The following is a 19,684-nucleotide window of genomic DNA, read 5'->3' on the forward strand; positions in this document are numbered from 1 at the left end:
TTAACCCTTCTGATCTTTCAGCTGTTCGCGGCGCTTTTCCTGCAGTTCGCGCTCGCGCGCATCGATCACGGCCTGGTCATAAAAGGTCGCGTCCGTCGACTTGCGGGCGATGGTCAGCTGGTCCAGCGCGGCCATGGTGGCGCCCTGCAGCACGTAGGATTCGGCCAGCGCCATGTGCTGCAAGGTCATCTTGCCCTGGTCCGCATAGGATTTCGCCAATAAATCATACAGTTCCGGCTCCTCCTTGTAGAGCTGCACCTGGTCGCGCAGATACAAGGTGGCCTGCTCCAGCTTGCCGGCAGCCATCAGCGCTTCCGCATACTGATGCGCAATGCCGCGCGACAGGGGAAACTGCTGACGCGCCGCATCGGCCGCCGTCAAAGCTTGCTGCGCCACTTCCTTCTTCTGCGCCGGCATCAGCAGCACTTCCAGCCCCATCGCCGCCAGCAGCGAGTTCGGCGCCTGCGTGCCGCCCGAGGTAAACACATTCGGCCCGGCCGGCTTGTGCAGGGCGGCATTGGCGGCATCGAGTTCCTTCTGCGCCTCGGCTGGCTTGCCCTGCTTGACGGCGACAAAGGACAAGCCGTAATGGGCTGCCACCACCTGGAAGCGGCTTTGCTGTTCCAGCTGCGTCTTGAAGACGGCCTTGGCATTCAACAGGCCTTGCACGCTTGCATCCTGCAGCACGCGGGCGCGCGCGCGGGCCAGGTGGAAACTCAGGCTGTCCGGACGCTGCTTGTAGGGCTGCTCGCGGATGCGCGCCTGGATGTCGGCGATGCGTTCCGTCGTCAGCGGGTGGGTCTGCAGATAGGCCGGCATCAGGTCGCTGTACGAGCGGCTGGCCGCCTGCATGCGGCCGAAGAAGGCCACCATGCCGGTGGTGTCGAAACCGGCTTCCCCCATGATCTGGAAACCGATGCGGTCGGCCTCGCGTTCGGCGTCGCGGCCGAAGTTGAGCTGGCGCTGGATGGCCAGGCCCTGGCCGGCGGCAAACACGCCCAGCGCCACATCGCCGCCCGCGCGCGACGCGAGCGCCGCCAACAACATGGCCGCCAGCGGCATCAGGGCATCCTGGCGCTGCTGGCCCAGCATGCGCGCGATGTGGCGCTGCGCCACGTGGCCGATCTCGTGCGACAGCACGGATGCCAGTTCCGCCTCCGTTTGCGCCGCCAGCACCAGCGCCGAATGCACGCCGATGAAGCCGCCGGGCAAGGCAAACGCGTTCAACTGGGGATCGCGCACGGCAAAGAAGAAATAGTCGTAATTCGTTTCACCGCGCACGCTGGGGCGCGCCGCCACGAGGGCGTTGCCGAAAGTCTTCAGGTATTCCAGCAGCGGGGCATCGTCGAGGTAATCGCGGTCGCCGCGGATGCCGCGCATGATCTCCTCGCCGATCTTGCGCTCCATCGCCGGCGACAGGTCTTCGCGCGAGGTATCGCCCAGATTCGGCAGGTTCGGCGCTGGCGGCACGGCCAGCGGCGTCCAGCTGCCGGCCGGCTTGGCCACCGTGCTGGCGGCCGGCGCCGCAGACGTATAGGTTTGCGCCAGCGCAAACGGCGCCGCCAGCCACAATGCAGCCAGCATGGATGCGCGCCGGGAGCGGCGCGACCATGCCGCAGCGGTGTTTTCACGGACGATCGGAAGGGGAGTTTTTGAATTCACGGGTGCTATCATACCTTGTTAGCGGCGCCCATTCCCACGCGTGCCGCGCCCCACTCCTCACCTATTCTGACGCCATGACAACAGCAGACAAGCAAGCCCCCGCCGGGGAACTGACCCATTTCGACGCCACGGGCCAGGCCCATATGGTCGATGTGGGCAGCAAGGAAGACACGCGCCGCAGCGCCGTGGCCGCCGGCACCATCCGCATGCAGCCCGCCACCCTGGCATTGATCATTTCCGGCAATGCGAAAAAGGGCGACGTGCTGGGCATCGCCCGCATCGCCGCCATCATGGGCGCCAAGCGCACCAGCGACCTGATTCCCCTGTGCCACCCGCTGGCCCTCACCCGCGTCACCGTCGACTTCGAAGTGGATGAAGCAGCCAACAGCGTGCACTGCCGCGCCCAGGTCGACACCACAGGCAAGACGGGCGTGGAAATGGAGGCGCTCACTTCCGTGCAGATCGGCTTGCTGACGATTTATGACATGTGCAAGGCCGTCGACCGGGGCATGGTCATGACCAACGTGCGCGTGCTGGAAAAACATGGCGGCAAGTCGGGCGACTGGCACGCCGAGGTGTAACTATGCTGCCTGGCGCGCCAGCCGGCCCAGGACGCGGCGCACGTCGCACAGCAGCCAGACGGCACTGGCCAGGCACAGCACGATGATGACCACGGACAGGGGCAAGTGGAATTGTTCCATCCCTGCCAGCGCAAAGCCGGCATGGATCAGACACGTTCCCACGCCCAGCGCGGCACACACACAAGCGTACAGGACCGCCCGCGGGGTGGCCAGCAGCACGTGCCGGTAACCGACGAGCACCAGGGTAATCGCCGCCAGGTTAAACACCAGGAAACCCTGCACGCCGCCCGGCACATGAAACATCTCCCACTCTTTCCAGTAGGCAGCGTCGATTTGATGCAGGATCAGGAACAACATGGTCCAGAAGTAGCTGCGTGGCATAAGATTTACATTCGTCAATATTGACGCAATTGTAAAGCCAGAGCCGTGCGCCGGCACGCGCACAGGGCATTTTTCTATGCGAATATGAATTTCATTGATATAAGTGCTTTTTCAGCAAGAAATCATGCATACTGCGATTCGACAATTTCAAGATGAGCATCGCATGACTAGCAACAAGCCCGCCGCGGAAAACAAGCTCCAGGACTTCGAATTCGAGGCGATGAATCTGCAGGTGGGGGGACGCATCCAGTTCATCACGCATCGCACCATCAAACCCATCCAGCATTTCTCGACCCTGATCGGCTACGTGAAGGACGAGTACCTGATCGTCAAGATCCCCATGGAAAACGGTGCGTCCATCGTGCTCAACGAGGGCGACAAGCTGACCATCCGCGTGTTTTCCGGCGTCACCGTGTGTTCGTTTGCGTGCAGCGTGCTGCGCATCTTCGGCCGCCCCCTCAATTATGTGCACCTGAGCTTTCCCGACGCCATCCAGGGCACCAGCCTGCGCACGGCGATGCGTGTGAAGGTGGACATTCCGGCGCAGCTGAGCTACCGCGACGTGGCGGCCGTGCCCGTGTTCATCGTCAACCTCAGCGTCTCGGGGGCGCTGATCGAGGCGCCCAGCATGCTCACGCCGGACGACGAGGGCGTCGCGCTCAGCTTTACCCTGCTGGTGCAGCCGAACAAGCATCAGATGCGCGTCAATACGCGCGCGCGCATCCAGAACGTCAGCGTGGGCAAGCCGTCGAATGGCAATGCGGCCGAGGTCGCCGAAATCTATACATATGGCGTGCAATTCATCGACCTCGAACCGACCCACTACACCCTGCTGCAAAACCTCACCTATGAAGCGCTGATTGCGGACCGGCAAAAAATCGTCTGACATGGGCGCGACAGGCGCCGCTCACTGCGTCGCCACCACCTTGGGAATATTGCTGCGGGTAATCACCTCCTTGGCCACAGGATTCGTCACGCTGGTGCTGTTAAACCAGGTCAGGCTGCTGGTGCCGAGCTGCAACTCCATGTTCACCGTCTGGCCGCCCAAGCCGCTGCCCAGGTCGCCCGCCAGGGTCAGCTCGATATCGCCCTTGTCGACCTTGGCACTGGCCACTTCGCGCGTGGCACTGAACACGGGGATGGCGCTGGGCACGGCCTCGGTGGGCGTGCTGCAGGCGGTAGCCGCTCCGCCATTTTCCTGCACGCACAGGGCCACGGCTGTCTTCAGCGGTGCGGCCGCCGCCAGCACGTTGCCGACCTTGGCCCGCATCGTATAGTCGCCGTACTGGGGAATGGCCACGGCCGCCAGGATGCCGGCGATGGCCACCACGATCATCAGTTCTATCAGGGTAAATCCGCTCTGCGCGCGCATCGTCTCCTCCCATGGTGCATTGCTCACGGCTGGTACGGTGCAAGCGCCATGCCAGCGGCGCGCCCGGGCAGAGGCGGCAACCGTGGAAAGAAAAGCGACACTTTTGGGCAGGTTCGGACCAGTTGCGTCGGCCCGGGCCGGAAAGCGGCCTGTCTTGCGGACAAAAAAAAAGGAGCCGAAGCTCCTTTTTTGTACTGCGTGAACCAGGCTGAAATTACAGCATGGCTTTCAGCAGACGCGCCATTTCCGACGGGTTTTTGGTTACGGTGATGCCGCAAGCTTCCATGATTTCCAGCTTGGCTTGTGCCGTATCGGCACCGCCCGAGATCAGCGCGCCGGCGTGGCCCATGCGCTTGCCTGGAGGAGCGGTCACGCCAGCGATGAAGCCGACGACCGGTTTTTTCATGTTGTCTTTGATCCAATACGCCGCGTTGGCTTCGTCCGGACCGCCGATTTCGCCGATCATGATGACCGCGTCGGTATCTGGATCGTCATTGAACATCTTCATGATGTCGATGTGCTTCAGACCGTTGATCGGGTCGCCGCCGATGCCGACTGCCGACGATTGGCCCAGGCCCAGTGCGGTCAATTGACCGACTGCTTCATAGGTCAGGGTACCCGAACGCGATACCACGCCGATGCGGCCCTTTTTATGGATGTGACCTGGCATGATGCCGATCTTGATTTCGTCTGGCGTGATCAGGCCTGGGCAGTTAGGGCCCAGCAGCAGCGTTTTGCTGCCCGACTTGGCCATGCGGTCTTTCAAGGCCATCATGTCACGGACAGGAATGCCTTCGGTGATGCAAATAGCCAGATCCATTTCAGCTTCGACAGCTTCCCAGATCGCCGCTGCCGCGCCTGCTGGCGGCACGTAGATCACGGAAACGTTGGCGCCGGTTTCTTGTTTCGCTTCGGTGACGCTAGCGAAAATAGGAATGCCTTCGAAGTCTTCGCCGGCTTTCTTCGGGTTCACGCCTGCCACGAAGGCAGCTTTGCCGTTCGCGTAGTCGCGGCAACCGCGGGTGTGGAACTGACCGGTCTTGCCGGTGATCCCTTGGGTTACGACTTTGGTATCTTTATTGATCAGAATGGACATGTTGATTCCTTAATTAAGCTTGACCGGCAGCAGCGGCAACGACGCTCTTGGCTGCATCTTCCATGGTGTCGGCTGCGATGATAGGCAGACCGGAATCGGCCAGCATCTTTTTGCCCAGATCTTCGTTGGTGCCCTTCATGCGCACCACCAGCGGAACGTTCAGCGAAACGGCTTTCACCGCGGCGATGACGCCTTCGGCGATCACGTCGCAACGCATGATGCCGCCGAAAATGTTCACCAGGATGGCTTTCAGGCCTGGGTTTTTCAGCATGATCTTGAACGCTTCGGTCACTTTTTCTGCCGTGGCGCCGCCGCCGACGTCGAGGAAGTTGGCTGGCTCGCCGCCGAACAGTTTGATCGTGTCCATGGTGGCCATGGCCAGGCCGGCGCCGTTCACCAGGCAACCGATGTTGCCGTCGAGCGAGATGTAGGCCAGGTCGAATTTCGACGCTTCGATTTCAGCTGGATCTTCTTCGTCCAGATCGCGCAGGGCGACGATTTCCGGATGACGGAACAGGGCGTTCGGATCAAAGTTGAACTTGGCGTCCAGGGCGATGACTTTGCCGCTGCCGGTGACGATCAGCGGATTGATTTCGGCCAGCGAGCAGTCGGTTTCCCAGTAGGCTTTGTACAGGCCTTGCAGGTTGACGCGGGCGTCGACGATGGAACCGGCAGGCACGCCGATTTTGGCGGCGATGTCGTCTGCCTGGGCATCGGTCAGGCCGACGCTAGGCTCGATGGTGACGTGGTGGATCTTCTCAGGGTGGCTCTCGGCCACTTCTTCGATGTCCATGCCGCCTTCGGACGAAGCCATCAGGACGATTTTCTGGGTCACGCGGTCGGTGACCAGCGAAACGTACAGTTCTTGTTTGATGTCGGCGCCTTCTTCCACCAGCAGGCGGTTGACTTTCTGGCCTTCGGCGCTGGTCTGGTGCGTGATCAGCTGCATGCCCATGATCTGGTCAGCGTATTCTTTGACCTGTTCGATCGATTTTGCCACTTTCACGCCGCCGCCCTTGCCGCGGCCACCTGCGTGGATCTGCGCCTTGACGACCCATACCGGGCCGCCCAGGGTTTCCGCGGCCTTGACTGCCTCGTCGACGGACATGCACGGAATACCGCGTGGTACCGTCACTCCGAATTGCCGGAGGATTTCTTTGGCTTGATACTCATGGATTTTCATGCTGGCTTCCCTTCTGATACTGATTTGTAAAAATACGGTTAGTGGTGCAAAAAAACAGGAAATACAGCGCCGGGGTCACGCTTTGGCTACCCAGCGCGGGTAGTACTGTGCAACTGCCCCGCCATCGGTGCGCAAGGCGTGACACTTGTCGAGTTGAAACGGCTTTTCATGCGACAAATCAGCATTCTCACCGTCACGGGTCGACCAGACATCGCCGGCAAATGCCTGAACCGTCGCAGTCGGCAAGACTTGCGCCAGTTCGGTCAAATGGGTACAGCCAGCGATTCCCGCCAGGCGCTGTTTCAAGTCGCGGCGGAAATTCTTCAATAAATTCAAACCGATCAGCGCACTGTAAGCGGGGCCGATGGTATCGCAAAAACCGGGATAGGGCACGGCATCGGAGGCGGCTTCGGCCTCGACGATGGTCAGTTCGCGATCGACGGTAATACGTAAATGGAGGTCATGCAGGGGAGTGCCGGCGGGACGGGGGCCGGAGGCCAGGGTCGCGTCATAGCTTTTGATATCAGTGATACGGGCGTCAATATCCCACAGGCCGTCGTCGCGCACATACGCTTGGACGTCGATAACGCGGGAGTGCCGTAGGGCGCGCCGGGATACGGGAGTTGACAGGGGCATAAGACCGATGCCGCTTGCGCGGCCAAAATTTAGTAAGCAGCCATGTGCCTAAAGCACGCCGTTCGCAGCTTCTACGAACAGCAACCGCACCTGCGGCGCCGCAAAAACCCTAAAAGTGTAGCACATTGCGCGCAGGTTGCGCCGCAACATAATTTTTCATTGCATCGTTAAAAACATTTCAAATTATAAATAGAAAACAGTGATTTTCATGAAGCCATTCACGAAACAAATGATTGATATCATAAAAATCACTACCATCGTCATGCCGCGAGGTGTTTCGGCCTCAGCATCAATCGGCCACGCCCAGCGCCTGCAGGATGGGCAGCACGGTGACGCGGAAGCTTTCCGCCTGCACGGCCAGTTCGGCCAGGTTGTCTTCTTCCGTCGTCAGCACCGTGCCATTGCGCACCATGGTTTGCTGCAGTGCGCGCAAAGCCTGCCAGGCAAATGCCGCCCAGGCGTCGGCCTCCTGATGCCCTTCCAGCCTGGCCAGCAGGAACAACTGTTGCAGATGCAACACACCGACGCCACCGCCCGTCACCGGGCTGGCCAGCGCGGCCAGGTCGGTGCGGCCCAGGGCCTTTCCCAGCAGATGCCGGTTCAGCCTGGCCGTGGCCGGCCGTGCCAGCGCGATCGCGGCGTCATCCTGCACCGGCGAGATGCAAGCTTTATGCGCCAGCACCAGCAGCATCTGCAGCAGGCTGCCCAGGTCAGCCAGACCGGCGGGCAAACGCTGTTGCAGTTCGGCTATGGTATGCGGCTTGCCGTCACCGAGCAGCTCCAGCAGGGGGCCATACACGACCGGGTCCAGGTCGGCCTCGCCCAAGGCGCCCGTCACCTTCATGGTGATCTGCTCGACCGGCGCCACCAGCAGGATGCGTACGGCGCGCAGTGCGGCCGCCTGTTCATGGGCGCTCAGATTGCGGCGGCCCTTGACCCAGTAATCCTGGCGAAACTGCCGGTTCAGCAGAAAATCGGCGGTGTTTTCGCGGAAAGTGGCATCCGGAATCTGCGCCAGGAAAGCCAGGTGTTCGGGCGAGAAATTGAGGGGAGCAACATGATCGGAGTAGGCGGCCGAACCGGCAAACTCGAGCTTGACCCCGGCCAGCACCGGCTTGATGGCCGAAAACGATACCGGTTGCCAGTAATGATTGAAGTATTCGTGGGACAGGTAATTCGGATCCTGCTCGCTGAGCTGTTGCAGCCGCAGGGCGATGCTGGGATTGGCCAGCAGGTAGCGCGGCTTGATCTCCATCATGCGGTTGACGAACAATAGCGCGCTGCCCACGCGCGTCAGGGAATCCTGCCCCGGCGCGCTCAGCACGCGGCTGTGCTGCTCCATCAGGTCGCGGATCGGCGCCATCGCCGCCCAGCCCGCTTGCGTGTTGTAGCTGATATACAGCACGCCGCCCGGCTTGAGCTTGCGCGCCAGGAAGTCGCTGATATGCGCCTGGTTTTCCGGCGAGATCCAGCTCCAGATACCGTGCAGGGCGATGAAATCGAAGTCCGGCAGGTCGCTGCGGGCGCAAAAATCCTGGAACGATTGCTCCGACAGCACGGCGCCATTGCCGGATACCTCGGCCAGTTCCTGCGCAAAGGCGGTCTGGGCCGGATTGAAATCGGTGCCATACCAGCGTGTGCCGGACGCTGCGGCATGGATATTGACGGTCATGCCCTGGCCAAAGCCGAGTTCGCATGCGGTGCTGACCTTCGGCGGCTGTATGCCCCAGCTCAGCAGCAACAACTGTATGCGCAAGGGGTTCAATTCCGTGTAATAGCCGTAGGTGTATGCGGTTTCGGCCGTGTAGCCGGCATGCCAATTGCTCATCAGGTGTCCCGTATATCAAGTAAATAAGCTGGGACGCAACATGCGCAGCAGCAATTGGGCAGAATAACTGATCCTTGCTGTCAAGTTAACCAATATTACTCGTCGTCGGGCTCCAGGCCTTTCAAGGCCACCTGCACGGCGCGCTGCGAAAAGCCGCGCTGCATCAGGAAGCGCACCTGCTTGTTGCGTTGCTCCGCATCCTGCGCCACTACACCGAATTTGCGGCGCCACACTTCGCAGGCGCGCGCGGTCTCGCCTTCGGCCAGGCCCGCCTTGAGTTCCTGCAGCGCTTCACCGCCTATGCCATGGCTTTGCAATTCCGCCATGATGCGGCTATTGCCGAAACGGGCCGAGCGGCGGTGGATCAGCGATTCGGAAAAGCGCTCCTGCGACAGCCAGTTGGCTTGCTCCAGGCTGTCGAGCAAGGCTTCCACATCATCGCCTTCCTGCGCATGCCGCTGCAGCTTGCGCCGCAATTCCATGCGGCTATGCTCACGCATCGACAGAAAGCGGAGCGCCCTGCCCTTCAGGCTTAGTTGTACTGCAGCCATACACCCACCTTGTCTCTCATTCCACGATCACAGCACCCAAACACAATCGCCGCCCGGCGCAACAGCGCGGGACGGCGATCAGGGTCCAACCTTGCGGCAAGCCACGCGTAGGTCGGATTAGGCCCCTTGGGCCGTAATCCGACAACATTGTTGGCGTCTGATCCGACAACATTGCTGGCGTCTGATCCGACAACATTGTTGACGTCTGTGGTGTTGTCGGATTACGCGCGGCTTTGCCGCGCTAATACGACCTACTCTGGCTTGGCTTCCGCCTTGGCAGCCTTGTCGGCGGCTTTATCCGCTTTTTCCGGCTTTTCAGCAGCCAGCGGGGGCAGTTCACGCACGCCCAGCGAAGCGCGGACCTTGTTTTCGATCTCGCGGGCCAGCGCCGGACGCTCTTGCAGGAAGGCGCGGGCGTTGTCCTTGCCCTGGCCGATGCGTTCGCCGTTGTAGCTGTACCACGAACCGGATTTTTCCACGATCTTGGCATCCGAGCCCAGGTCCAGGATTTCGCCTTCGCGCGAGGTGCCGGCGCCGTACAGGATGTCGAAGTGCGCTTCCTTGAACGGTGGCGCGATCTTGTTCTTGACGACCTTGACCTTGGTTTCGTTGCCGATCACTTCATCGCCGGACTTGATCGAGCCGGTGCGGCGGATATCGAGGCGCACGGAGGCGTAGAATTTCAGCGCATTGCCGCCGGTGGTGGTTTCAGGACTGCCGAACATCACGCCGATCTTCATGCGGATCTGGTTGATGAAGATGACCAGGGTATTCGTGCGGTTGATGGAACCGGTCAATTTACGCAGGGCTTGCGACATCAGGCGCGCTTGCAAGCCTGGCAGCGAGTCGCCCATGTCGCCTTCGATCTCGGCGCGTGGCGTCAGTGCGGCCACGGAGTCGATGACGACCAGGTCGACGCTGCCCGAACGCACGAGGGCGTCGCAGATTTCCAGTGCCTGCTCGCCCGTGTCCGGTTGCGAGATCAGCAATTCGTGCAGGTTCACGCCCAGCTTTTGCGCGTAACCGACGTCGAGCGCGTGCTCGGCATCGATAAAGGCGCAGGTGCCGCCGAGTTTTTGCATTTCAGCAATGGTTTGCAGGGTCAGCGTGGTTTTACCCGACGATTCAGGACCGTAGATTTCCACCACGCGGCCGCGCGGCAAGCCGCCTACGCCCAGCGCGATATCGAGGCCGAGCGAACCGGTCGACACGACTTGCACTTCTTCGATCACCGCGCTGGCATCCATGCGCATGACCGAACCTTTGCCAAACTGCTTCTCGATCTGCGCCAGTGCGGCGGCGAGCGCCTTGGCTTTTTCCGATGCGGGTACTACAGCTTTTTTATCGTCCATATGTTCTTTCAGCCGTTCTACAGTTGCGGACTCAGTGGAATCCGGCAGCCTGCGATAGCGCCAGTGGGTTAAATTCTTTACACAGACAGTACTGTATAAAAAAACAGTGATCAATGCAAGCGGAACGTGGATTTGTTTTGAAACAGATCAATACAAGCCTGTTTTTCACAAAAACTATCCACCTTGCGGGAAATGAAACACAATACAGACTTCAGATGTCCTGATGTTGCAAGCATAGGAAGTGCACCATGCGTATTTTACTTGCCGAAGATGACAGCGTGCTGGCCGATGGCCTGACCCGCTCGCTGCGCCAGTCCGGTTATGCCATCGACTACGTCAAGACCGGCCAGGAAGCCGATACGGCCCTGTCCACCCAGGAATTCGACCTGCTGATCCTCGACCTGGGCCTGCCGAAGATGTCCGGCCTGGAGGTGCTGCGTCGCCTGCGCGCGCGCGCTTCGCTGCTGCCGGTGCTGATCCTGACGGCCGCCGACTCCATCGAACAACGCGTGAATGGCCTCGACCTGGGTGCCGATGATTATATGGCCAAGCCGTTCGCCCTGTCGGAACTGGAGGCAAGAGTGCGCGCCCTGACGCGCCGCGGCGCCGGCGGCGGCGCCACCGTCATCAAGCACGGCCCCCTCAGCTACGACCAGGTGGGGCGCAGCGCCTACATCAACGACCAGATGCTCGACCTGTCGGCGCGCGAACTGGGCTTGCTGGAAATCCTGCTGGGTCGCACCGGCCGCCTCGTCTCGAAAGAGCAGCTGGTCGACCACCTGTGCGAATGGGGCGAAGAAGTGTCGAACAACGCCATCGAGGTGTATGTGCACCGCCTGCGCAAAAAAATCGAGGTGGGCGGCGTGCGCATCGCCACCGTGCGCGGCCTCGGCTATTGCCTGGAAAAATACTCGGAAGCGGCGCGCCTGAACGCCGAAGCGGGCGAAGCGGCAGGCCCGGCCAGCGGCCCCGCCACCAAGTGAAGGCGCGCGAAGCGCCAGCGGACGAGGTGGACGACGACGACTGGTTCGAGCCGCCCACCACGGAGCAGGATGACACCATCGAGCATTCGCTGTTTGGCGAAATCCTCGACTGGATGCTGGCGCCCTTGCTGCTGCTGTGGCCGATGAGCATCGCCATCACCTACCTGGTGGCCAAGGGCATCGCCAATCAACCGTTCGACCATGCGCTGGAAGACAGCGTGACGGTGCTGACGCAGCAGGTCAAGCAGGCCGACGGCGCACTGCTGCGCCGCGTGCCGGACAAGAACCGCAGCGGCCGCGACTTCCTGCGCGCCGACGATGTCGACACCCTGTATTACCTGGTGGTGGGCGGGCGCGGCGAATACCTCGACGGCGACCGCGACTTGCCGCCGCCGCAAGACCCCGACAAATACCGCAGCGGCATGGTGCTGTTTCGCAATGACACCATCCACGGCACGCCCGTGCGCGTGGCGTTTACCTATCTCGACATGCCGTCCGGCAGCGACGACGAACCGCGCCGCACGCTGGTGCAAGTGGCGGAGACGCTGGAAAAGCGCGCCCAGCTGGCCAATGAAATCATCAAGGGCGTGATCTTGCCGCAGTTCATCATCCTGCCCGTGATCCTGGCCCTGGTCTGGTTTGCCCTGGCGCGCGGCCTGTCGCCGCTGGCACAATTGCAGGAGCGCATACGCGCCCGGCCGCCCGACGACCTCTCCCCCATCGAATCGGGCCAGGTGCCCGAGGAAATCACGCCACTGGTCGGTTCGCTCAACGAGATGCTGGCGCGGCTATCGCTGTCGATCGACATGCAGAAACGCTTCATCGCCGATGCCGCACACCAGATGAAAACGCCGCTGGCCGGCATGCGCATGCAATCCGAGCTGGCCCTGCGCCAGACCGACCACGACGAAATTCACCGCTCGCTGCTGCAGCTGGCGAAAAGTTCGGAAGCGGCCACGCGCCTGGTGAACCAACTGCTGGCCCTGGCGCGCGCGGAAAACCAGCCGCAGGCGGGCACGGCGTTCGAGCCGATCGAGCTGAGCGAACTGGCGCGCGGCGTGGTGCAGGACTGGGTGCAAGCGTCGTTTGCCCAGCATATCGACCTGGGCTTCGAGCAGCCCGCGTATTCGATCATGATTTCCGGCAATGCCATGATGCTGCGTGAACTGCTGAGTAATCTGATCGACAATGCCCTGCGCTACACGCCGGCTGGCGGCAGCGTCACGGTACGCGTGCGCAGCACCCTGGAACTGGCCATCCTGGAAGTGGAGGATACGGGCCCCGGCATACCGCAGGCCGAGCGGGCGCACGTGTTCGAACGCTTTTACCGCATTCTCGGCAGCAATGTCGATGGCAGCGGCCTGGGCCTGGCCATCGTGCGCGAGATTGCCCAGCAGCATGGCGCCGAAGTCGATATTTTTAACAATCCGCGCGCGCAGTCGCCGAAGCTGCCGGGCACCCTGCTGCGCCTGAGCATCGCCCTGCTGTTGCCGGACGCGCCAGAAGAGGATGACATCACGTATGGATAAGCCCAGCCTTCCCACGGCGCCGCTGCGGCCGGCGCGCACGCCCAGCCCCGAGCTGCAGGCGCGCCTCGACGTGCACTGGCACAAGACACGGCGCCTGACGGCCATCTTGCTGCTGATCTGGCTGCTGACGGGCTTCCTGACCGTGTTTTATGCGCGTGAACTGTTGCACCTGAACCTGTTCGGCTGGCCGCTGCCCTTTTATATGGCGGCCCAGGGCGCCTCGCTGGTGTATCTGGCCATCATCGCCTTCTATGCCTGGCGCATGCGACGCCTGGACCGGGATTTTCATGCCGAGGAGCAAACATGAGCGGCCAGCGCAGCTTCTTTGCGCGGCTGTGCCGCTACTACCTGCTGTTTACCGCCGGTTTCGCCGCCTTCCTGCTGGCCCTGTCGGTGCTGGAACAGGAAGGCATGCCGCGCGCCTGGATCGGCTACCTGTTCATGCTGGTCACCATTACCCTGTACGCCACCATCGGCGTCATCAGCCGCACCTCGAACGTCACCGAATACTATGTGGCGGGGCGCCGGGTGCCGGCCATGTTCAACGGCATGGCCACGGCCGCCGACTGGATTTCGGCCGCCAGCTTCATCAGCCTGGCCGGCGGCCTGTACCTGAACGGCTTCGACGGCCTGGCCTTCATCATGGGCTGGACCGGTGGTTACTGCCTGGTGGCGCTATTGATCGCGCCCTATCTGCGCAAGTTCAGCCAGTACACGATTCCCGACTTCCTCGCCGCCCGCTACGGCAGCGGCACCGACAAACGCGGCGCCAGCGTGCGCGTGGTGGCCGTGGCCGCCACCATCATCGTCTCGTTTACGTATGTGGTGGCGCAGATCTACGCCGTCGGCCTGATCGCCTCGCGCTTCACGGGCGTGGATTTTTCCGTCGGTATCTTCCTGGGCCTGGCCAGCATCCTCGTTTGCTCCTTTCTGGGCGGCATGCGCGCCATCACCTGGACGCAGGTAGCGCAGTACATCATCATCCTGGTCGCCTTTCTGATTCCCGCCATGTGGCTGTCGGTCAAGCATGCGGACAATCCCGTGCCGCAGATCGCCTACGGCAAGGTGCTGCCGCAACTGAGCGCGCGCGAACACGTGCTGGAAACGGACCCGAAGGAAAACGAAGTGCGGGCCATCTTCCGCCAGCGCGCGCAAAGCTACCAGGCGCGCATCGCCGGCTTGCCCGGTTCCTGGGAGCAAGGCCGGCTGGCGGCCCAGCGCCAGCTCGATCATTTACGCCAGCGCAATACCTCGCTGTTCGATATCCGCAACGCGGAGCGCTACCTGATCGCCTATCCGAAAAGCCCGGACGAGGCACGCGTGCTGTGGCAGGCGGCGCAGGCGCAAAACCAGAAACGCGCCGAACCCATCATTCCGCACGCGCAGCCGTTTCCCGCCGCCGATCGCGAGCAATCCGACATCAAGCGCAACAATTTCCTGGCCCTCGTGTTTTGCATGATGCTGGGCACGGCCGCCCTGCCGCATATCCTGATGCGATCCTACACCACGCCCTCCGTGCACGAAACGCGCGTCTCCGTCTTCTGGGCCCTGTTTTTCATCCTGTTGATCTATCTCACGATTCCTGCGCTGGCCGTGCTGGTCAAGTACGATATTTACTCGGCACTGGTCGGCACGCAATACACGAACCTGCCCACCTGGGTGTCGTACTGGGCCAATGTGGACAAGCTCAGTCCCCTGATCAGCATCGTCGACGTCAACCGCGACGGCATCGTGCAACTGGCGGAAATTTCCATCGATGCCGACGTGCTGGTGCTGGCCACGCCCGAGATCGCCGGCCTGCCCTACGTGATTTCCGGCCTGGTGGCGGCAGGCGGCCTGGCCGCCGCCCTGTCGACGGCCGACGGCCTGCTGCTGGCCATTTCAAATGCCCTGTCACACGATATCTATTACAAGGTGGTCGATCCCAGCGCCTCGACGCAAAAGCGCGTGACGATTTCCAAATTGCTGCTGCTGGCCGTGGCTTTCATCGCCGCCTATGCGGCTTCGCAAAAGCCGGCGGACATTTTGTCGCTGGTGGGCGTGGCGTTTTCCCTGGCCGCCTCGACCCTGTTCCCGCCGCTGGTGCTGGGCGTCTTCTGGCAGCGCGCCAATTACCAGGGGGCGCTGGCCGGCATGCTGGCCGGCTTTGGCGTGTGCCTGTATTACATGCTGCACACCAGCACCATGCTCGGCGGCACCCCGGACGGCCAATGGCTGCATATCGCGCCCATCTCGGCCGGCATCTTCGGCGTGCCCGCCGGCCTGGCCGCCGCCGTGCTGGTCAGCTGGCTGACACCGGCGCCGGGGCGCCGCAGCACGGGGCTGGTGGAACATATCCGGGCGCCGGAATGACGGCACCATGCAGCGCACGCGTCACAACAATGCTCGTTGACTCATATTAATTTAATGATAATATGTTGCCTTAAGATAATTCTCAAAAGGGAAACATGTTTACCAGGTATTTTTATGTGGTGCTATGCATTTCCTTGAACGCGCTGCTCACTGCGCCATCCGCCTCGGCGTTCGATGCGGCGCCCGCGCCAGCTGCGATGCAGACGGCAGCGAGCGCATTGATTCCCATTGAGAATTTTTTTGAAAGCAGCGCCTTCAGCGGTGCCATCATCTCGCCCGACGGCCACCGCCTGGCCGTGCGCGTTGCCCTCCCCGGGCAGCGCGTGCGCCTGGCCGTGCTGGAACTGGCAAGCATGCAAGTGAAGGTGGTGGCCTTTTTCAGTGATGCCGACGTGAATACGTTTCGTTGGGTGAATGATCAACGCCTCGTCTTCGACCTGGCGGACCGGCAACTGGCGCAGGGCGCGCTGCGTTACGGTCCCGGCCTGTACGCCGTCAACGCCGATGGCAGCAACTACCGGCAACTGGTCACGCGCACCGACTCCCGGCAAAACAAGCGCGCCATATTGATGCTTCCCTGGAATACATTCCTGGTTGAAAGTATCGGCGACCAGCAATCGGACGACGTGTTTGTCTCACAACGCGAATTTACGCGCCCAGGCGACATCAATGACTTGGCGTTGCTGCGCCTCAATACCAGAACTGGCATCGCCACAACCATCGCGCAGCCGCCCGGCACGCGCAACTGGCTGTTCGACAAGCAAGGCCAGCTGCGCATCGCACAGGTGCGCAATGGCGCGCAGGAAGAGATCCATTATCGCGACGGCAACGATGCGCCATGGCGTACGCTGACCCGCTTCGATGCCTATGGTGAAAGCAGGGACGCCTTCATACCCGCCTTCTTCGCCCCGGATGGCACCTTGTACGTGCATGCCCGGCAAGGCCGCGACAAGCTGGCCTTGTACCGCTACGACCTGGACCAGAACCGCATCGACGACGCGCCCCTGGCCGCATCGCCCGACTTCGACGTGCAGGCCGAAATGCTGGGTGGCACTGGCCGCCTGCTAGGCCTGCGCTATGAAACCGATGCGCAAACCACGCTTTGGTTCGACGAGAAAATGCAAGCCATGCAAAAGCAGGTGAATGCCCTGCTGCCCATGAGCATCAACAGCCTGTCCACCGGCTGGCGTTCAGCCACGCCTTACATCCTCGTGCGCAGCGTTTCCGACACCATGCCGATCCAGTATCACCTGTTCAATAGCGAGACGGGCAGCTTGAGCGTGCTGGGCAGCGCCCGTCCCGCCATCGTGCCGTCACAGATGGCCAACAAGGAATTGCGCCACTACAAGGCCCGCGATGGTCTCGACATTCCCGCCTGGCTGACCCTTCCCAGGGGCGCAGCAAAAATGCGCCCCATGGTGGTGCTCGTGCATGGCGGCCCGTGGGTGCGCGGCAGCTGGAACTGGACTGCCGAGAGCCAGTTCCTGGCCTCGCGCGGCTATGTGGTGCTGGAACCCGAGTACCGGGGCAGCATGGGCTATGGCCAGCATCACTTCAAGGCCGGCTGGAAACAATGGGGCTTGAAAATGCAGGACGATATCGCCGATGGCGCGCGCTGGGCGATTGCCGAAGGCATCGCCGACCCGCGCCGCATCTGCATCGCTGGCGCCAGCTATGGCGGCTATGCCACCCTGATGGGCCTGGTCAACGATCCGGAGCTGTACCGCTGCGGCATCGACTGGCTCGGCGTCACCGATATCGAACTGCTGCAAAACGGCAGCTGGGGCGGCCATTCGGACGTCTCCGAGCACTACCGCCAGTACGGCATGCCCGTGCTGATCGGCGACGCCGTCAAGGATGCCGCCCAGTTCATGGCCACCTCCCCTCTGCAGCAAGCGGCGCGCATCACCCAGCCGCTGCTGCTGGCCTATGGCAGCGCCGACCAGCGCGTGCCGCTGCCCCACGGGCGCAAGTTCTACGATGCCGTGCGCAAGAGCAATGCGCAGGTGGAATGGGTGGAATACGCCACGGAAGGCCACGGCTGGGCCTTGCCGGCCACCCGCTACGACTTCTGGAGCCGGGTAGAGAAGTTTTTACTCAAGCATATCGCCCCCCCCTGATCCCCAACTTCCCAGATGACCTGCACACAATTCCTGCGCGCCGCCCTCGCGGCCATCCTCCTCGTCGCCATGAACGCGGGCGCGCAAACCGCGCCCCCGCCGCTGGCCGCCTTCTTTGCCAACCCCGAATTCAGCGGCGCCATACTCTCGCCCGAGGCACGCTACCTGGCCGTGACAGTCAATGGCGCCAACCAGCGCGACCGCCTGGCCATCATCAACCTGCTCGATAACAGCATCAAGGTCGTGGCGCAGTTCAGCGACGTCGACGTGGGCGACGTCGAATGGGTCAACGAAGAGCGCTTGATACTCAATACGCGCGACCGCCAGACGGCGCCCGGCGAGCAGCGTTTCGGGCCGGGCCTGTTTGCCGTCAACCGGGACGGCAGCAACTTTCGCCAGCTGGCCGCCCGCAGCGCCATGCCCGATGCCTCCACCTCGACCTATAAACTGTTGCCCTGGCATACCTACCTGACGGGGCAGCGCGGTGCGCAGGATTCCCAGGCCGTGTATGTGCGCAGCACCGTGTACGCCTCGACGGGCGAAGTCGACTATGAAGGCTTGCGGCAACTCGATACGCTCACGGGCCGCAGCACGAGCGTCAGGCCGCCGGGCAAGGTGCACCGCTGGCTGCTCGACCAGCATGGCGAACCACGCCTGGCCGTGACGCGGGAGCGCAATATTGAAAGCGTCATGTACCGGGAACCGGACGGCGGCGCCTGGCGCACGCTGGCGCAGTTCGACGCCTACCTCAGCGGCCCCGATGCCTTCACCCCGCTCGCCTTCGGCCCGGACGGCGCCCTGTACGTGAGCGCCCGCAGGGGTAGCGATACGCTATCCGTGCATGCCTACGACCTGGCCAGCAGCCGCATCACACCCACGCCCATCATCTCGCTCGACGGCTATGACTTCAGCGGCGATCTGATCGTCCGGCAAGGCAAGTTGCTGGGCGTGCGCCACCTGAGCGATGCGCGCGCCACGCGCTGGTTCGACCCGGCCATGGCAGCGACCCAGGCGCGCATCGACGCCCTGCTGCCAGCGACCATCAACCTGGTCTCGCTGGCGGCCCGCCCCGCCACGCCCTTCATGCTGGTGACCTCGTATTCCGACCGGCAGCCGGGCAAATTCTCGGTGTTCAATAGCGACACTGGCACGCTGAGCATCATCGGCGAGACGCAGCCGCTCATTCAGCCGGTGCAGATGAGCGAGCAGCAACTGGTACGCTACAAGGCGCGCGATGGCCTGTCCATTCCAGCCTGGCTCACCGTGCCCGCCACGACTTCCGGCAAGCAGCTGCCGCTGGTCGTGCTCGTGCATGGCGGCCCGTATATCCGCGGCAGCTCCTGGCAATGGAATGCCGAAGTGCAATTTCTTGCCTCGCGTGGCTATGCCGTGCTGCAACCGGAATTTCGCGGCAGCACAGGCTTTGGCGCCAAGCATTTTCGGGCCGGCTGGAAACAATGGGGCTTGAAGATGCAGGACGATCTTGCCGATGGCGCGCGCTGGGCCATCGCCGAAGGGATCGCCGATCCGCGCCGCATCTGCATCGCCGGCGCCAGCTATGGCGGCTATGCTGCTTTGATGGGCCTGGTCAACGATCCCGACCTGTTCCGCTGTGCCGTCGACTGGGTGGGCGTGACCGACATTAACCTGCTGTATAGCGGCCACTGGAGCTTCAAGTCCGACCTCGGCGATGACTGGAAACAGTACGGCATGCCCGAGCTGATTGGCGACCGGACGGCCAACGCGGCCCAGTTCCTGGCCACCTCGCCCATCGCCCAGGCGGCGCGCATCACCCAGCCCCTGCTGCTGGCATACGGCACCGCCGACCGGCGGGTGCCGCTGTACCACGGCAAGCAATTTTATGCGGCCGTCAAACAGCACAACCGCGATGTCGAATGGGTGGTCTACGACGAGGAAGGCCATGGCTGGACGCTGCCGCAGAACCGCATCGACTTCTGGGGCCGGGTGGAACAATTCCTCGACAGAACTATCGGAAAAGACAGCGCCCCGGCAAAAAAGGAGTAGGCTGGAGGGCCGCGCCATTTACGAGGAAATCCC

At 62.3% G+C, this 19,684-nt stretch carries 17 protein-coding genes; 8 read left to right on the top strand and 9 right to left on the bottom strand.

Translation table 11 applies throughout. The annotated features are described in order from the left end of the window. Window positions 1-1,584: a M48 family metalloprotease gene (locus FJQ89_RS15705; RefSeq protein ID WP_141170854.1), complete on the bottom strand. Its 1,584-nt coding sequence runs from the start codon at window positions 1,582-1,584 to the stop codon at window positions 1-3. 152 nt (window positions 1,585-1,736) lie between these two features. Between FJQ89_RS15705 and moaC the strand changes: the two genes are divergently transcribed. Next, the gene (gene moaC, locus FJQ89_RS15710) at window positions 1,737-2,243 is read left to right on the top strand and encodes a cyclic pyranopterin monophosphate synthase MoaC (protein WP_034746095.1); all 507 of its coding nucleotides are present in this window, start codon (window positions 1,737-1,739) and stop codon (window positions 2,241-2,243) included. Here the strand turns inward: moaC and FJQ89_RS15715 are convergent, their stop codons facing one another. Next, the gene (locus FJQ89_RS15715) at window positions 2,244-2,624 is read right to left on the bottom strand and encodes a DUF6713 family protein (RefSeq protein WP_141170855.1); all 381 of its coding nucleotides are present in this window, start codon (window positions 2,622-2,624) and stop codon (window positions 2,244-2,246) included. It abuts the gene before it with no gap. A gap of 163 nt (window positions 2,625-2,787) precedes the next feature. Between FJQ89_RS15715 and FJQ89_RS15720 the strand changes: the two genes are divergently transcribed. Then, entirely contained in the window at window positions 2,788-3,510 is a 723-nt protein-coding gene (locus tag FJQ89_RS15720) for a flagellar brake protein (RefSeq protein ID WP_071075331.1), read from the top strand. Window positions 3,511-3,531: 21 nt separating this feature from the next. Here FJQ89_RS15720 and FJQ89_RS15725 read toward each other — a convergent pair whose 3' ends face one another. The 7 genes from FJQ89_RS15725 to recA all read right to left on the bottom strand — a co-directional run bounded on the left by FJQ89_RS15725 (window position 3,532) and on the right by recA (window position 10,642). After that, window positions 3,532-3,996: a pilin gene (locus FJQ89_RS15725; RefSeq protein ID WP_141170856.1), complete on the bottom strand. Its 465-nt coding sequence runs from the start codon at window positions 3,994-3,996 to the stop codon at window positions 3,532-3,534. A gap of 214 nt (window positions 3,997-4,210) precedes the next feature. Beyond that, complete coding sequence (gene sucD / locus FJQ89_RS15730; RefSeq protein ID WP_071075329.1) at window positions 4,211-5,092, bottom strand: succinate--CoA ligase subunit alpha; 882 nt, start codon at window positions 5,090-5,092, stop codon at window positions 4,211-4,213. Window positions 5,093-5,105: 13 nt separating this feature from the next. Beyond that, entirely contained in the window at window positions 5,106-6,275 is a 1,170-nt protein-coding gene (gene sucC, locus FJQ89_RS15735) for an ADP-forming succinate--CoA ligase subunit beta (protein ID WP_071075328.1), read from the bottom strand. A 75-nt stretch (window positions 6,276-6,350) separates the two neighbouring features. Next, window positions 6,351-6,842 carry a DUF2889 domain-containing protein gene (locus FJQ89_RS15740; protein ID WP_423245167.1) on the bottom strand — a complete coding sequence of 164 codons (492 nt, stop codon included), beginning with the start codon at window positions 6,840-6,842 and terminating at the stop codon, window positions 6,351-6,353. A gap of 358 nt (window positions 6,843-7,200) precedes the next feature. After that, the gene (locus FJQ89_RS15745) at window positions 7,201-8,739 is read right to left on the bottom strand and encodes a class I SAM-dependent methyltransferase (protein ID WP_141170857.1); all 1,539 of its coding nucleotides are present in this window, start codon (window positions 8,737-8,739) and stop codon (window positions 7,201-7,203) included. 95 nt (window positions 8,740-8,834) lie between these two features. After that, window positions 8,835-9,290: a recombination regulator RecX gene (gene recX, locus FJQ89_RS15750; protein WP_071075325.1), complete on the bottom strand. Its 456-nt coding sequence runs from the start codon at window positions 9,288-9,290 to the stop codon at window positions 8,835-8,837. 251 nt (window positions 9,291-9,541) lie between these two features. Further along, entirely contained in the window at window positions 9,542-10,642 is a 1,101-nt protein-coding gene (gene recA / locus FJQ89_RS15755; RefSeq protein WP_071075324.1) for a recombinase RecA, read from the bottom strand. A gap of 248 nt (window positions 10,643-10,890) precedes the next feature. Here recA and FJQ89_RS15760 point away from each other — a divergent pair, with 248 nt between their 5' ends. The 6 genes from FJQ89_RS15760 to FJQ89_RS15785 all read left to right on the top strand — a co-directional run bounded on the left by FJQ89_RS15760 (window position 10,891) and on the right by FJQ89_RS15785 (window position 19,651). Continuing rightward, window positions 10,891-11,625: a response regulator gene (locus FJQ89_RS15760; RefSeq protein ID WP_141170858.1), complete on the top strand. Its 735-nt coding sequence runs from the start codon at window positions 10,891-10,893 to the stop codon at window positions 11,623-11,625. Beyond that, entirely contained in the window at window positions 11,622-13,154 is a 1,533-nt protein-coding gene (locus FJQ89_RS15765; RefSeq protein WP_243136071.1) for a sensor histidine kinase, read from the top strand. The genes FJQ89_RS15760 and FJQ89_RS15765 overlap by 4 nt, the downstream gene beginning before the upstream one ends. Further along, window positions 13,147-13,461 carry a DUF4212 domain-containing protein gene (locus FJQ89_RS15770; RefSeq protein ID WP_141170859.1) on the top strand — a complete coding sequence of 105 codons (315 nt, stop codon included), beginning with the start codon at window positions 13,147-13,149 and terminating at the stop codon, window positions 13,459-13,461. The genes FJQ89_RS15765 and FJQ89_RS15770 overlap by 8 nt, the downstream gene beginning before the upstream one ends. Further along, on the top strand, window positions 13,458-15,506 hold the full coding sequence (locus FJQ89_RS15775; protein ID WP_141170860.1) for a sodium:solute symporter family protein: 2,049 nt from the start codon (window positions 13,458-13,460) through the stop codon (window positions 15,504-15,506). The genes FJQ89_RS15770 and FJQ89_RS15775 overlap by 4 nt, the downstream gene beginning before the upstream one ends. 95 nt (window positions 15,507-15,601) lie before the next feature. Continuing rightward, window positions 15,602-17,626, top strand: a complete 2,025-nt coding sequence (locus FJQ89_RS15780) for an alpha/beta hydrolase family protein (RefSeq protein ID WP_243136072.1) — start codon at window positions 15,602-15,604, stop codon at window positions 17,624-17,626. Window positions 17,627-17,641: 15 nt separating this feature from the next. Beyond that, on the top strand, window positions 17,642-19,651 hold the full coding sequence (locus FJQ89_RS15785) for an alpha/beta hydrolase family protein (protein WP_141170861.1): 2,010 nt from the start codon (window positions 17,642-17,644) through the stop codon (window positions 19,649-19,651). The last annotated feature ends 33 nt before the right edge of the window (window positions 19,652-19,684 follow it).

Origin of the sequence: Janthinobacterium tructae, from assembly GCF_006517255.1 — a bacterium.
Classification (GTDB): Bacteria; Pseudomonadota; Gammaproteobacteria; order Burkholderiales; family Burkholderiaceae_D; genus Janthinobacterium; species Janthinobacterium tructae.

Excerpts from the sequence above, each read along its gene's own strand:
- FJQ89_RS15760 (WP_141170858.1), top strand. The coding sequence starts at position 10,891 with ATGCGTATTTTACTTGCCGAAGATGACAGCGTGCTGGCCGATGGCCTG.
- recA (WP_071075324.1), bottom strand. The coding sequence starts at position 10,642 with ATGGACGATAAAAAAGCTGTAGTACCCGCATCGGAAAAAGCCAAGGCG.
- sucD (WP_071075329.1), bottom strand. The coding sequence starts at position 5,092 with ATGTCCATTCTGATCAATAAAGATACCAAAGTCGTAACCCAAGGGATC.
- FJQ89_RS15785 (WP_141170861.1), top strand. The coding sequence starts at position 17,642 with ATGACCTGCACACAATTCCTGCGCGCCGCCCTCGCGGCCATCCTCCTC.
- FJQ89_RS15770 (WP_141170859.1), top strand. The coding sequence starts at position 13,147 with ATGGATAAGCCCAGCCTTCCCACGGCGCCGCTGCGGCCGGCGCGCACG.
- recX (WP_071075325.1), bottom strand. The coding sequence starts at position 9,290 with ATGGCTGCAGTACAACTAAGCCTGAAGGGCAGGGCGCTCCGCTTTCTG.
- FJQ89_RS15780 (WP_243136072.1), top strand. The coding sequence starts at position 15,602 with ATGTTTACCAGGTATTTTTATGTGGTGCTATGCATTTCCTTGAACGCG.
- FJQ89_RS15725 (WP_141170856.1), bottom strand. The coding sequence starts at position 3,996 with ATGCGCGCGCAGAGCGGATTTACCCTGATAGAACTGATGATCGTGGTG.
- FJQ89_RS15705 (WP_141170854.1), bottom strand. The coding sequence starts at position 1,584 with ATGCTGGCTGCATTGTGGCTGGCGGCGCCGTTTGCGCTGGCGCAAACC.
- FJQ89_RS15775 (WP_141170860.1), top strand. The coding sequence starts at position 13,458 with ATGAGCGGCCAGCGCAGCTTCTTTGCGCGGCTGTGCCGCTACTACCTG.
- FJQ89_RS15715 (WP_141170855.1), bottom strand. The coding sequence starts at position 2,624 with ATGCCACGCAGCTACTTCTGGACCATGTTGTTCCTGATCCTGCATCAA.
- FJQ89_RS15745 (WP_141170857.1), bottom strand. The coding sequence starts at position 8,739 with ATGAGCAATTGGCATGCCGGCTACACGGCCGAAACCGCATACACCTAC.
- FJQ89_RS15720 (WP_071075331.1), top strand. The coding sequence starts at position 2,788 with ATGACTAGCAACAAGCCCGCCGCGGAAAACAAGCTCCAGGACTTCGAA.
- moaC (WP_034746095.1), top strand. The coding sequence starts at position 1,737 with ATGACAACAGCAGACAAGCAAGCCCCCGCCGGGGAACTGACCCATTTC.
- sucC (WP_071075328.1), bottom strand. The coding sequence starts at position 6,275 with ATGAAAATCCATGAGTATCAAGCCAAAGAAATCCTCCGGCAATTCGGA.